8 protein-coding genes are annotated in these 13,375 nt (G+C 72.2%); 4 read left to right on the forward strand and 4 right to left on the reverse strand.

Annotation, left to right across the window (positions count from 1 at the left end; translation table 11 throughout):
* Positions 1-13: 13 nt before the first annotated feature.
* A complete protein-coding gene (locus ACIBU0_RS31760; RefSeq protein ID WP_398825311.1) occupies positions 14-895 on the reverse strand; it encodes a universal stress protein in 882 nt (293 codons plus the stop codon).
* A 442-nt stretch (positions 896-1,337) separates the two neighbouring features.
* Between ACIBU0_RS31760 and ACIBU0_RS31765 the strand changes: the two genes are divergently transcribed.
* The 4 genes from ACIBU0_RS31765 (at position 1,338) to ACIBU0_RS31780 (ending at position 7,820) form a co-directional block, all read left to right on the forward strand.
* Positions 1,338-3,014: an FAD-dependent oxidoreductase gene (locus ACIBU0_RS31765; protein ID WP_398825313.1), complete on the forward strand. Its 1,677-nt coding sequence runs from the start codon at positions 1,338-1,340 to the stop codon at positions 3,012-3,014.
* The gene (locus ACIBU0_RS31770; protein ID WP_398825314.1) at positions 3,011-4,456 is read left to right on the forward strand and encodes an ATP-binding protein; all 1,446 of its coding nucleotides are present in this window, start codon (positions 3,011-3,013) and stop codon (positions 4,454-4,456) included. Before ACIBU0_RS31765 ends, ACIBU0_RS31770 begins: the two co-directional genes overlap by 4 nt.
* Positions 4,453-4,803 carry a UBP-type zinc finger domain-containing protein gene (locus tag ACIBU0_RS31775; protein ID WP_398825316.1) on the forward strand — a complete coding sequence of 117 codons (351 nt, stop codon included), beginning with the start codon at positions 4,453-4,455 and terminating at the stop codon, positions 4,801-4,803. Before ACIBU0_RS31770 ends, ACIBU0_RS31775 begins: the two co-directional genes overlap by 4 nt.
* 74 nt (positions 4,804-4,877) lie before the next feature.
* A complete protein-coding gene (locus ACIBU0_RS31780; protein WP_398825318.1) occupies positions 4,878-7,820 on the forward strand; it encodes an AAA family ATPase in 2,943 nt (980 codons plus the stop codon).
* A gap of 90 nt (positions 7,821-7,910) precedes the next feature.
* Here ACIBU0_RS31780 and ACIBU0_RS31785 read toward each other — a convergent pair whose 3' ends face one another.
* From ACIBU0_RS31785 to ACIBU0_RS31795, 3 genes are read right to left on the reverse strand one after another with little or no spacing between them, the layout of a single operon-like run.
* A complete protein-coding gene (locus tag ACIBU0_RS31785) occupies positions 7,911-9,107 on the reverse strand; it encodes an SGNH/GDSL hydrolase family protein (protein WP_398825320.1) in 1,197 nt (398 codons plus the stop codon).
* Entirely contained in the window at positions 9,104-11,467 is a 2,364-nt protein-coding gene (locus tag ACIBU0_RS31790; RefSeq protein WP_398825922.1) for a glycosyl hydrolase family 95 catalytic domain-containing protein, read from the reverse strand. Before ACIBU0_RS31790 ends, ACIBU0_RS31785 begins: the two co-directional genes overlap by 4 nt.
* A gap of 46 nt (positions 11,468-11,513) precedes the next feature.
* A complete protein-coding gene (locus ACIBU0_RS31795; RefSeq protein WP_398825322.1) occupies positions 11,514-13,355 on the reverse strand; it encodes an alpha-galactosidase D in 1,842 nt (613 codons plus the stop codon).
* Positions 13,356-13,375: the final 20 nt, after the last annotated feature.

Genomic DNA, 13,375 nt, shown 5'->3' on the forward strand with positions numbered 1-13,375 from the left:
CCGTGCGACTGGCTCAGTCGTGCGGCACGACGGCCACCGGGCAGTCCGCGTGGTGCAGGACACCGTGCGCCACCGAACCGATGCGGGCGCCCACGGCCGTACGGTGGGCGCGGCGCCCGACGACCATCAGCTGGGCCCGGCCCGCGACCGACAGCAGTACCTGCCCGGCGCTGCCCATCTCGACGTGCTCGACCACCCGGACGTCCGGGAAGCGCTCCCGCCACGGCTTCAGCGCCTCGTCCAGGGCCTTCCTCTCGTACGGCTCCAAGCCCCCGGCGTCGTCGAGGAGCTTCAGGGAGGCCGGGCTGTAGGCGAACAGCGGCGGCAGGGTCCAGGCCCGTACGGCACGCACGGTCGCCCCGCGCGCCGCCGCCGTCTCGAACGCGAACCGCAGCGCGGCGGCACTGTCCTCGGGGTCGCCCTGCTGGCCGACGACGATCTCGCGCCCGGCGGCCTCGGCCGACGCCTGGTCCCCGGCGCGTACGAGGACGACGGGCCGCGTCGCCCCGGCGATCACCTGCTGCCCGACGGAACCCAGCAGGAACCCGACGACCGCACCGTGGCCCCGTGAGCCCAGCACCAGCATCTCGGCGTCCGCCGCGGCGGCTACCAGTGTCTCGACGGGCCCGCCGTCGACGACATCGGTGGTGACCTCGAGGCCCGTGTGCCGCTCGCCGACCGAGCGCGCGGCCTCCGCCAGCCCCTCGCGCACCCACTGGGCCTGAGCGTCGGCGTCGTTGGCGTACTCCGCGTCGAGCGCCTCGTGCGGCTGGAACCGCCAGGCGTGCACCACGCGCAGGGCGAGCCCCCGGCGGACCGCCTCCCGGGCGGCCCAGTCCAGCGCGGCGAGGCCCTCCTCGGAGCCGTCCACCCCTGCCGTGATCGGGCGCGTCATTCCGGCTGCCTCCTCGTGTAGTGGTCATGCCGTCGGACCCAGTCTTCACTACCCCGCGCCCATAGAACCGGGAGTAAAGGCCAGCCAAAGCCAACAGCCACGGCCCACCAACTTGCACTGGGCCGACGACACCGGCCGCGAGGGAGCCGTAGGGGCGCGCCGGTGTCGAGACGGCGAACGCGCGCAGGCCCGAAGGGTCGAGCACGATCGCCGTCTCGACACCGGCATGTGGCGCCCCGTAGGCGACCGAGCCAGACATTCGGCACCCCAGCTGCAGAACAGCAGCAGACAGCCGACCCCGTTCGGCCCGGCAGCACGGCCGAAAACCGCCGCCTCCTCCATACCCGAGCGAAGCGGGCGGATCGAACATACGATGGGCCGGAGTCGGCGCGGCGGTCGTGAGGACGCCGTGCCCTGGTTCCGATCCCGGGGTGGGAGACGTATGGCACAGGCGTCCGACGCAGCGCGGACCGTCATCCTGACCGTGGACGACGACCCGGGGGTCTCCCGGGCGGTCGCCCGGGACCTGCGGCGGCGCTACGGCGAGTCGCACCGGATCGTGCGCGCGGAGTCCGGCGAGTCGGCGCTGGAGGCGCTGCGGGAACTGAAGCTGCGCGGCGACCTGGTGGCCGTGATCCTGGCCGATTACCGCATGCCGCAGATGAACGGCATCGAGTTCCTCGAACAGGCCCTGGACGTGTATCCCGGCGCCCGCCGCGTGCTGCTGACCGCGTACGCGGACACGAACGCGGCGATCGACGCGATCAACGTCGTCGACCTCGACCACTACCTCCTCAAGCCGTGGGACCCGCCCGAGGAGAAGCTCTACCCGGTTCTGGACGACCTGCTGGAGGCGTGGCGGCGCAGCGACTACCGGCCGGTGCCCAGCACCAAGGTGGTCGGCCACCGCTGGTCGGCGCGCTCCTCGGAGGTGCGGGAGTTCCTGGCCCGCAACCAGGTGCCGTACCGCTGGTACTCGGCCGACGAGCCGGAGGGGCAGCGCCTGCTGGCCGCGGCCGGGCAGGACGGGCAGCGGCTGCCGCTGGTGATCACGCCGGAGGGGACGCCGCTCGTGGCGCCCGAGGCACCGGAGCTGGCCGCTCAGGTGGGGCTGGCCACGACACCGACGGCCGACTTCTACGACCTCGTCGTCATCGGCGGCGGACCCGCCGGGCTGGGCGCGGCCGTGTACGGGGCGTCGGAGGGGCTGCGGACCGTGCTGGTGGAGCGGTCGGCGACCGGCGGGCAGGCCGGGCAGAGCTCCCGGATCGAGAACTACCTCGGCTTCCCGGACGGTGTGTCGGGGGCGCAGCTCACCGACCGGGCCCGGCGGCAGGCGGCGAAGTTCGGCGCCGAGATCCTCACCGCGCGCGAGGTGACGGGGCTGGAGGTCAGCGGGGCCGCCCGGATCGTCCGGTTCTCGGACGGCTCGGCGGTCGCCGCGCACAGCGTGATCCTGGCGACCGGCGTGTCGTACCGGCAGCTGGCGGCGCCCGGCTGCGAGGACCTGACCGGCTGCGGGGTGTTCTACGGGTCGGCGCTGACGGAGGCGCCCGCCTGCCTCGGCCAGGACGTGTACATCGTGGGCGGCGCCAACTCGGCCGGGCAGGCGGCGATGTACCTGTCGCGGGGCGCCAAGTCGGTCACCCTGCTGGTGCGCGGTTCGTCGCTGTCGGCGTCCATGTCGCACTACCTGATCCAGCAGATCGACGAGGCGCCGAACATCTCGGTGCGCACGGGCACGGTCGTCGAGGCCGCGCACGGCTCCGACCACCTGGAGCAGCTGACCCTGCGGGACGTGGAGAGCGGGAAGACCGAACGGGTCGACGCCCAGTGGATGTTCGTGTTCATCGGCGCGGCGCCGCTGACCGACTGGCTGGACGACACGGTGCTGCGCGACGAGCGCGGGTTCATCCTGGCCGGGCCCGACCTGACCGTCGACGGGCGGCCGCCGGCGGGCTGGGAGCTGGACCGGCCGCCGTACCACCTGGAGACCAACGTGCCCGGCGTGTTCGTCGCGGGCGACGCGCGCGCCGAGTCCGCGAAGCGGGTCGCGTCCGCCGTCGGAGAGGGAGCCATGGCCGTGATGCTCGTCCACCGGTATCTGGAGCAGTCATGAGCGGGCAGTTGATGCCGTGCAGCCCGCAGGAGATCGGGTCGCTGTTCCTGTTCGAGAAGCTCACCCCGGAGCAGCTCGGCAGGCTGTGCAGCGCGGGCAGGGTGGAGAAGTTCGAGCCCGGCCCCGTCTACACCGAGGGTGAACCGGCCACCTGCTTCTACGTGATGGTCGAGGGCACGGTCGTCCTCTATCGCCGGGTCGGCAGCGATGACGTGGAGGTGACGCGGACCTCCCAGCGCGGGGTGTACGCGGGGTCCATGCAGGCGTATCTGGGTGACCGGGTGCGGCAGGTCTACAACAACTCCATGCGCGTCACCGAGCCGACGCGGTTCTTCGTGCTGCCCGCCGACACGTTCGCGGAGATCATGCAGGAATGGTTCCCGATGGCGGTCCATCTGCTGGAGGGGCTGTTCTTCGGCTCGAAGAGCACCCAGCGGGCCATCGGACAGCGCGAACGGCTGCTGGCGCTGGGCTCGTTGTCGGCCGGGCTCACGCACGAGCTCAACAACCCCGCCGCGGCGGCCGTACGGGCGACGGCGACGCTGCGGGAGCGGGTGGGCAAGATGCGGCACAAGCTCGCCGTCATCGCGCAGGGCTCGTACTCCCCCGAGGTCATGGCGAACCTCATCGACCTCCAGGAACGCACCGCCGAGCGGGTCGCCAAAGCGCCCATGCTCAGTCCGCTGGAGGCCTCCGACCGGGAGGACGCGGTCACGGACTGGCTCGACGACCACGGCATCCAGGAGGGCTGGCGCATCGCGCCCACCTTCGTCCAGGCCGGGATCGACGAGGACTGGCTGGACCAGGTCGCGGCGGCGGTGGACGAGGAGATCCTGCCGAACGCGATCGGGTGGCTCAACTACACCGTCGAGACCGAGCTGTTGATGGACGAGATCAACGACTCCACCACGCGCATCTCCCATCTCGTCGACGCCGCCAAGCAGTACTCCCAGCTCGACCGCGCGCCCTTCCAGAACGCCGACGTGCACGAACTCCTCGACAGCACCCTGCTGATGCTGTCGGGCAAGATCGGCCCGCAGATCAAGGTCGTCAAGGAGTACGACCGTACGCTGCCGAAGATCCCGGCGTACCCGGCGGAGCTCAACCAGGTGTGGACCAACCTCATCGACAACGCCGTCTCGGCGATGAACAGCGCGGGCGGCGAAGGGACGTTGACCGTGCGGACGGCGCCGGATCACGACCGGCTGCTGGTGGAGTTCCGGGACACGGGGATCGGGATCCCGGCGGAGCACCGGGGGCGGATCTTCGATCCGTTCTTCACGACCAAGCCGGTGGGTGAGGGAACCGGGCTCGGGCTCGACATCTCCTGGCGGATCGTGGTCAACAAGCATCACGGAAGCATCGAGGTGCAGTCCGAGCCGGGTGACACGCGCTTCCAGGTGCTGCTGCCGCTCACATCCGTCGAGGAGGACCCTGCATGACCAGCGACAACGGGATCGACCCGAGTGTTCCGCCGAGTGGGAGCGGGTGTGTCGAGTGCGAGGCGGCGGGTGGGTGGTGGTTCCATCTGCGGCGGTGTGCTCAGTGTGGGCATGTGGGGTGCTGTGACAGCTCGCCCGCCAAGCATGCGACGGGGCACTTCCGGGAGACGGGGCATCCGTTCGTGCAGAGTTTCGAACCGGGTGAGGAGTGGTTCTGGAACTACGACACGGACGAGTTGTACGAGTCGGGGCCTGAGCTGGCGCCTCCGGTGAGTCATCCGGTGGATCAGCCGTCGCCGGGCCCTGCGGGGCGGGTGCCGGCTGACTGGGCCACGTTGCGTGCCTGAGCTCGTCGCGCGGTTTCCCGCGCCCCGAAGAGGTCGGCCCAGGCGCTGTCAGTGGTGAATGACAGGATGGAAGCGTGTCGCAGACCTCTTTCACCACGCCACTGATCGGGCGGGACGACGAGTTCGCCCGGCTCTCCGGTGTGCTGGAGCGTGCCCGCAGTGGTGAGCCCCGTGCCGTTCTCGTCGCCGGAGACGCGGGGGTCGGCAAGACCCGGGTCCTGGACGAGGTCGCGGGGCGTGCCGCTGCGGACGGGATGACCGTGGTCACCGGGCACTGTGTCGATCTCGGTGATGTCGGGCTGCCGTATCTGCCGTTCACCGAGGTGCTGGGAGAGCTCGCCGCTGACGAGCGGTTCGCGGGTGTGCCGGCCGCGTATCCGGTGGTCGAGCGGCTGCTGGGGGGCCGGACCGACGCCGTGAGTGACCGGCTGCGGTTGTTCGAGGGCATCGCGGGGCTGCTGGCCGACCTGGCGGACGTCGCACCGCTGCTGCTCGTCCTCGAAGACCTGCACTGGGCCGACCAGTCGTCCCGGGATCTGCTGCGCTTCCTGCTCAGCCGCGGCATTCTGCAGCGGCCCGCGGGTGGGGCGCCCCGGCACCGGCTGGCGCTGTTCGCGTCGTACCGGGCGGACGATCTGCATCGGCGTCATCCGCTGCGGCCGCTGCTCGCCGAGCTGGTGCGGCTGCCCGCCGTCGAGCGGCTGGAGTTGCGGCCGATGGCCGATGCCGAGGTGGCCCGGCTGGTGCGGGCCGTGCAGGAACGGCCGCTGGCGGAGAGCACCGTCCGGCGGATCGTCGAGCGGGCCGAGGGCAACGCCTTCTACGCCGAGGAGCTGGTGGCGGCCACGGACACGGAGATCGGCGGAGTGCCCAGCGGACTGGCCGATGTCCTGCTGATCCGGTTCGAGCAGCTGTCCGACACCGCACAGCAGGTGCTGCGCACGGCGGCCGTCGCGGGGCGGCGCGTCGAGCACGAGCTGCTGCGGGGTGCCGTGGGCATCCCGGAGGACGAGCTGGAGTCGGCGCTGCGGGAAGCCGTCGGGCGGCAGTTGCTGGTGCCGGGCGAGGGCGACACCTACGCCTTCCGGCACGCGCTCGCGCGCGAGGCGGTGTACGCCGATCTGCTCCCCGGCGAACGGGCCCGGCTGCACGGCACGTTCGCGCGGCTGCTCGCCGGGCGCGGTCGTCCGGCCGAGACGGCGGCGGAGCGCGCCCACCACTACCGGGAGAGCCACGATCTGGCCGAGGCGCTGGCGGCCTCGCTGGAGGCCGCCGACCAGGCGCACGGGGTGGGGGCGCCCGCCGAGGAGCTACGGCATCTGGAGACGGCCCTGGACCTGTGGTCGTCGGTGGAGCCGTCGGCGCGGCCCTCGGGAGAGGGGAACGACCGGGTGACGCTCACGCTGCGCGCGTCGGCGGCGGCCGCTCATGCCGGGGAGTCGCACCGCGCGGTCTCCCTCACCCGCTCCGCGCTCGCGGACGTCGGCCAGGAGACGGACACCGAGCTCGCCGCCCGGGTCCGCTACACACTCGCCGACAATCTGATGAGCGTCGACAATCTGACGGCGGCGTTCGCCTACAGCAGCGAGGCGCTCGCCCTCATCCCCGCCGAGCCTCCCTCGCGGACCTGGGTGTGGGCGGCGGCCACGCATGTCCTCGCGGCACGCCACATCGGGGAGAACGAGACCGCGCTGCGCGTCGCCCGCGAGGCCCTGCGCATCGCCGAGCAACTCCAGGTCACGGACGCCCGGGCGGATCTGCTCATCTCGCTGGCCATTCTTGAGGGCGGCGGCCGCCGCACGCCGGAAGGCCGTGAACGGCTCCGCGAGGCACGGGAGTTGGCGCGGCGTTCCGGCAACGCGCCGGTGGAGATGCGCGCCCTGTTCAACCTCGCCGTCGGCTGCTACGAGTCCGGTGACCTCCAGGCGTGTCTGCCCTGGCTGCGGGAGGGGCTGGACCGGGCCCGTCGTGCGGGGCTGCTGTCCTCTCTGTACCCGCTGGAGATGCGGTATCTGCAACTGCTGGTGCTGTACACGCTGGGGCGCTGGGACGAGTGCCTGAGCGTGGCGGCGGGCGATGCCGACGTGCTCCCGGCGGCCGGCGGTTACACGGCCGGTCCGGCGTTGTACGTCGCTCTCGCGCGCGGCGACTTCACGGCCGCCGAGCAGGCCCGCGCTCTGCTGGCGGGCCCTTTCGACTGGATGGGCACGCTCATCGCGGGCCTCGCGCTCACCGACGCCGCCGCACTGCGCGGTGATCCGGAGGCGGCCGTGGAGCGGATGCGGTCCACGGTGACGGCCCTCACCGACGACGCGGGGACGCCGCCCGATGCCACGGTCCGGCTCGCGGCCCTGGCGCTGTCGGCGGTCGCCAACCGGGCGGCCGAGCGGCGCCTGGCGGGTGACGAGGCGGGGGTGCGCCGCTGGGCGGAGACGGCGACCGAGCTCGTCGAGTCGGCGCGGACGACGGCCGTACGGGGCGGGGGCGGCCCGCCGCAGGGTCCGGAGGGCCTGGCGTGGCTGGCCCGCGCCGAGGCGGAGTGGGTGCGGGCGGTGTCCGGGCCGGATGCGCGGGCCTGGGAGAAGGCGGTGGCCGCGTTCGACTACGGCGACGAGTACGAGCGGGCGCGGTGCCGGCTGCGCCATGCCGAGGCCCTGTTGGCGGAGGGCGACCGTGAGGGGGCGGCCGGCGAGGCGCGTGCCGCCCGGGAGACGGCGGCCCGGCTCGGCGCGACGCTCCTGCTGGAGCAGCTGGACGCCTTGGTCCGCCGCGGCCGCCTCGCGGAGACCGCAGCCGACCGCTCCTCCCCGCTCACCGCCCGCGAGCAGGACGTCCTGCGCCTCCTCGCGCTCGGCCGCAGCAACCGGCAGATAGGCGAGGAGCTGTACATCACGGGCAAGACGGCGAGCGTGCACGTCTCCAACATCCTCGCGAAGCTGGGCGCGGCGAGCCGCACGGAGGCGGTGGCGATCGCCTATCGGGAGGGGTTGATCACGCGCGAGGAGACGGTGGGCTGACGCCTCGTCAGCACGCCTCGGTCTGCACGCCTCGGTCTGCACGCCTCGGTCTGCACGCCTCGGTCTGCACGCCTCGGTCTGCACGCCCCGTCACCCGCCGGTGTCGCAGTCGAGGGCGGTCGGGTCGACGGCGTCGGCCATCGCCTGCATGCCCTTGTCGTTGGGATGGATGTGGTCGCCGCCGTCGAGGGCGGGAAGCATGCGCTGGGGGTCGTAGGGGCTGCGGAGGATGCGGTCGAAGTCGGTCACGGCGTCGAACTCGCCGCCGGTGCGGATGAACGCGTTGACCTCCTGCCGTACGGCCTCGGCGGCCGGGTCCCATTCGTGCCAGCCCTTGAACGGGCCGACGGTCGCACCGACGACACACTTGCCGGCCGCGTGCGCCCGGTCGATGACCTCGCGGTAGCCCTCGATCAGGTCCGCGGCCGTGACGCCGGTGTGGGCCTTGATGTCGTTCACGCCCTGGAAGAGGAACACGGTCCGCACGCCCGGCTGGGACAGCACGTCCCGCTCCAGCCGGTTCAGCGCGCTCTGACCGGGACCGTCGGCGAGGACCTTGTTCCCGGACATCCCTTCGTTGGCCACGCCCTTGACCGCCGTGTCCGCCCGTTGCAGGCGGCGGGCGAGGTAGTCGGGCCATCGGCGGTCGAGGCCGGTGCTGGACTGCCAGCCGTCGGTGATGGAGTCGCCGAGGGCGGCCACGGCTCCGGTGCCCGCCGAGGCGTGGACGGAGACGGCGTCGAGGTAGAACCAGGAGCCGGTCGGGATGGTCCAGGCGGCGCCGCTCTCCTCGGCGGTGTGGTCACCCTGCGTCGCGTACGACGTCTGCAGGGCCATCCAGTGGCCGCTCGCCGGGCCGCCCGCGTCCGGGCTGTGGAGACTGACGACGAGGTCGGTCGCGGCGGGCAGCCTCCCGGGCAGCGGGTCGCTCCACACGGTGCCGCCCGCCGGCACGCTGACCGTGCGCTCACCGCCGAAGGTCAGCCGCCGGTTGCTGCCCGGCCGCAGTTCGGCGCCCTGCTTCCGGATGCCCGCGTAGGCGCTGTCGACGGTCAGCGGCCGGTCGCCGAAGGCGTTGGAGAGCCGGATCCGCAGGCCGGTGCCGCCCGCGCTGGTGTGCACGACGAGCCGGTAGCTCCGGTCGGCGACGCCGTCGGCCATGCGGTCGGCGCTCGCCGCCCAGGTGACCACGCCGCTCGCATCGCCGGTCGCCTCGGCCGGCGCGGGCGGGGACTGGCACGCCACCACCGTCAACAGGACGGCGGCGAGCGGCAGTCCGGCCCTCACCGGGCGAAGTACTTCAGCGTGACGGAGGCTCCGCGCCGCAGCGTGACCGTCCGGGACGTGCTGCCGTACGCGACCGTCGTCGTGCGGCCGCCGACGCTGCGGACGGTGGCCTCGGTCGGACTGCCGTCGCGCCAGCGCAGATCGACCTCGAAGCCGCCACGGGCGGCGACGCCCGTGACGAGGCCCGATCCGGCCCAGGCCTCGGGGAGCGCCGGGAGGAGTTCGATGTGTCCGGGCCTGGAGTACAGCAGCATCTCCACCATCGCGGCCGGTGTGCCGAAGTTGGCGTCGATCTGGAAGATGCCCCGGCCGCGTTCCACCTCGTAGATGTCGAAGAGGTTGGGTGCGGTGCCGTTGCCGCCGCCGGTCGACGGGCGGAGGTTGTCGACGATGAGCTGGTAGGCGTTGTCCGCGTGCTTCAGGCGGGCCCAGCACAGGCTGCGCCAGGCGTTGGCCCAGCCGAAGCTCTCCATGCCGCGGGCGGTGAGCAGGGCGGTGGCGCCGGACACGACGTCGGAGGGGGTGGAGCCGTCGGGACGTATGCGGTCGCCGGGGAACAGGCCGACCAGCGGGGACAGGTGCCGGTGCGTGGTCTCGCCGAGATTGTCGGGGGACATCCACTCCTCCAGCCAGCCGGTGGCCGGGCTGACTTGTGGTAGGTACAGCTTTCTGCGCAGTGCCGCGATGGTATCGGCGTAGGCGGTGTCGGTGCGCAACTCGGCCGCCGCGGTGCAGTAGTTCCCGAACAGCGCCCACACCAGTTCCTGAGCGTAGGTGATGCCCTTGGCGTCGAGCGGGCCGTGCTCCGGGGACCAGTCGCTGTCCGCGACGAGAACCTCCCGCGAGGTGCCGGGGAGGGCGGCCGTGAGGAGCCGGGCCTCCCAGAACTCGCAGGCGCCCTTGAGAAGCGGGTAGATCTTCTGCAGGTACTCCCGCGACCCGGTGTACTCGTAGTGCTGCCACAGGGTGGTGCACAGCCAGGCGTTGCCCGCCGGGTGCCACCACCAGCCGCCCCCGCCGTGGGGGTTGGTGGAGATGGCCACCGTCCAGCCGGCGTTCTTCCCGGTGGAGTTCCGGTAGCGGTTGCGCGGGTCGTTGAACAGACGGCGGGTGAGGTCGGTCCAGGACGGGAGCTGGGCGAGGCAGTAGTCGGTGAGGGCGTCGAAGCACGGCGACAGGCCCGTCCGGTCGGCCATCCAGTAGTTCATCTGGATGTTGATGTCGGTGTGGTAGTCGCCCATCCAGTCCGGGTCGTTGCCGTCGAGCCACAGCCCTTGGAGAGCGAGGGGCAGGCTGCCCCGCGAGCCGGAGATCATCAGGTAGCGGCCGAAGTGTGCGTAGACCGCCTCGAGTTCGGGATCGGGGGCGCCGTCCCGGGCGCGGGCGCGGAGCCGTCCCCAGGTGTCCAGGGAGCGCTGCTCCGGCGACGACGTGCCCAGCGACAGGTCCATCCGCCCGAACAGGGCGTGGTGGTCTGCGACATGGGTGTGCAGCAGGGCGTCGGCCGAGTGCGCGGCGGCGGCGCTGACCTTGGTGCGGGCGAGGCCCCGCGGGTCGAGGGCCGGGTCGCGGTAGCCCTTGGCCGCGTCCGGCGCGTAGTTGGTACCGCCGCTCACCACGACGGTCAGCTCCCGGCACCCGGCGAAGTCGATGCGTGAGCCGCCCACGGTGACCCGGCCGCCGCTGCCGTACGCCGTGACGGCCGCCCCGTAGCGCAGGCCGTTCGGGAACGCGGCGCCGAACGACACCGCGGCCTCCTCGCCATGCGTGCCCTCCAGCACGACGGTGCCGGTGTAGCGGCCGCCTCCGCTCTGGGCGAAGTGCAGGACGATCACGTCGTCGGGCCGGCTGGCGAAGATCCGTCTGCGGTACGTCACCCCGGAGCGGGTGTACGACGTGGTCACGAACCCCTGGGCCAGGTCGAGGGTGCGGCGGTAGCCGTCGACGGCGGACAGGTCGTGGTCGGGGAGGTCGACGGTGAGGCGGGCGAGGAGGGTGAAGGAGCCGAAGTTCTCGCGGTCGTAGGGGAATTGGCCGTCGGCGTCGAGGGTGTCGTTGAGACCGCCGGTCCACATCGTGGCGTCGGTGATGAGGAGGAGTTCACGGCCGGGGTCGTTGCCGGCGAGGGCGCCGAGGCGGCCGTTGCCGACGGGCAGGCCCTGTTCGATCATGGAGTGCTCGTCGGCGGGCGCCTGCCACCAGAGCTGGTGGCGTGAACTGCCGGTGCTCACGGGCGAGTCCGTGGGACGTTGCGGTGCGGCCGACGCGGTGTAGGCGGGCAGGGCGGTGAGGGCTCCGGTCGCCGCGGCGAGGGCGAGCAGGGCGCGTCTGGGCAGGCGGTCGGACGGGGAGAGCTCCATGTCCATGGCGGCTCCTGGCGGTCGGTCTTCGGGCTCCTGCGGGTGTTCAGGACGACTTCGGTACGTCGATCCGGTCGATGTCCGGTGCGTAGCCGGTGCCGCTGTCGAAGGTGATCGTGTTGGCGCCCGCCTTGAGGGTCACGGGCACGCCGACCGTTTCGGCGGTCCCCCAGTCGCCGGTGGAGGGGAACTTGTGCCGGGTGGCGCCGCCGCCGTTGGCGGAGACGTCGACGGACCGCGGGTCGCCGCTGACGTAGGCCACCTTGATCAGATACGTGCCGGCCTTGTCGACGACGATGTCGTTGAAGCGGAGCGTGCCGCCTAGGTAGAGGTTGCCGACCTTGCGGCCGGCGGAGCAGGAGGAGCAGTCGGCGACGGAGGCGTTGCCGCCGAGGGTGTTCGCCGGGGACTCGGCCTCGTAAGCGGTCGTGGTGAGGGCGCTGCCGCGCGGGGTGACGGTGAACAGGCGGGAGCCGTGGGCGGGCAGGGCCTGGGTGATCTTGTTGTTGTAGGTGCCGAGGTTCTCGTGGTTCCACAGGTCGCGGACCGCGGCCTTGCCGGTGAAGCCGAGCGAGGCCCAGTGGGCGGTGACGGCGGCGGGGGCGTCGGCGAGGTTGAACAGGGCGACGGTGTAGGTGCCGTCGGGGTTCTTCGCGGCCCACACCTGCTGCGGGTCGGAGGGGGTGACGGGGCGTGCGGGCGGGGCGGCGCCCTGGTCGACGGCGATGACCTCGCGGTTGGTCAGCAAGGACAGGCCGTAGGAGTCGAGGCGGGTGAGGTCGTCGCCGGTGTAGAGCGGGGACTTGGCGATGGCCCACAAGGTGGCGTAGCTCTGGCGCTCGGCCTTGGTGAGGCCGTCCATGGCGCCGTTGCCGACGTCGAGGGAGTCGAGGTCGTTCCAGCCGCCGGGTCCGGCGTGCCGGGTCCAGCCGGGGGCGTCGTCCCAGCGGTCGTCGACGGAGTTCTCCCAGCTGACGAGAGTGTTGCAGTAGCACTCGACGTCGGTGTCGATGCGCCAGCCCTGGGAGTGCTTCTTCCAGTCCGCGACCCTCCCGATGTCGAGGGACCAGGACAGCTCCAGGTGGAGGGGGCGGCCGGTCGCCGTGATGGCCTTCTGCCAGGCGGCCACGTCGGCGACGTTGTCGTACTGGTCCCCGCTCTTGCCGGAGCCGGGGCCGACGCCGTCGAGCTTGAGGAAGTCGTAGCCCCAGTCGGCGAACATCCGGGCCTGGGAGTCGACGTACTTCTGGGCGCAGGGGTCGGAGAAGTCGAGCTTGTAGGCGCTGTCCCAGCCGTTGGTGGTGCGCAGGTCGTCGTACACGATGTCGGCCGTGGTGCAGCCGTCGGCGTTCCAGATCGGTACCTTGCCCTCGCCGTACGCCTCCTTCTCCAGGCCGACCGGCAGATAGATGCCCGCCTTGAGGCCCTTGGCGTGGACGCGGTCGGCGACGGCCTTCATGCCGCCGGGGAAGCGGACGGGGTCGGCCTGCTGGCGGCCGTGCTGGTCGAAGCGGGGCTTCCAGGTGTTGTCGCGCCACCAGCCGGCGTCGATGTTGACGTACTCGTAGCCGTACTTCTTCAGCTTGGCGGCCATGGCGTCGGCCTGCTTCAGGACGTTCGCCTCGGTCAGGTAGCTGTAGTCGCCGTCCAGGTTGAGGCCGGGGTACTTCGAGGACTGCATGCTCCAGCTGGACCAGCCCATGTAGGGCTTGGCCGCGAGTGCGGGGGCGGTGGTCTCGGCCGGAGCGGCGGTCTCCGCCTGCGCGGTGGGGACGGCGGTCTCCGCCTGCGCGGTGGGGACGGCGGTGGTGGCGCCGGCGGTGAGGGCCAGGACCACCGCGGCTCTCAGGGCTCGTGCGGGCATGACGGAGTACGAGGATGACCGCATGGGTCGTACCTCCCGGGGTC

The organism is Streptomyces sp. NPDC049627, from assembly GCF_044465645.1.
Taxonomy (GTDB): Bacteria; Actinomycetota; Actinomycetes; order Streptomycetales; family Streptomycetaceae; genus Streptomyces.

Coding starts and splice junctions, on each gene's coding strand:
- ACIBU0_RS31760 (WP_398825311.1), bottom strand. CDS start 895: ATGACGCGCCCGATCACGGCAGGGGTGGACGGCTCCGAGGAGGGCCTC.
- ACIBU0_RS31765 (WP_398825313.1), top strand. CDS start 1,338: ATGGCACAGGCGTCCGACGCAGCGCGGACCGTCATCCTGACCGTGGAC.
- ACIBU0_RS31770 (WP_398825314.1), top strand. CDS start 3,011: ATGAGCGGGCAGTTGATGCCGTGCAGCCCGCAGGAGATCGGGTCGCTG.
- ACIBU0_RS31775 (WP_398825316.1), top strand. CDS start 4,453: ATGACCAGCGACAACGGGATCGACCCGAGTGTTCCGCCGAGTGGGAGC.
- ACIBU0_RS31790 (WP_398825922.1), bottom strand. CDS start 11,467: ATGGAGCTCTCCCCGTCCGACCGCCTGCCCAGACGCGCCCTGCTCGCC.
- ACIBU0_RS31795 (WP_398825322.1), bottom strand. CDS start 13,355: ATGCGGTCATCCTCGTACTCCGTCATGCCCGCACGAGCCCTGAGAGCC.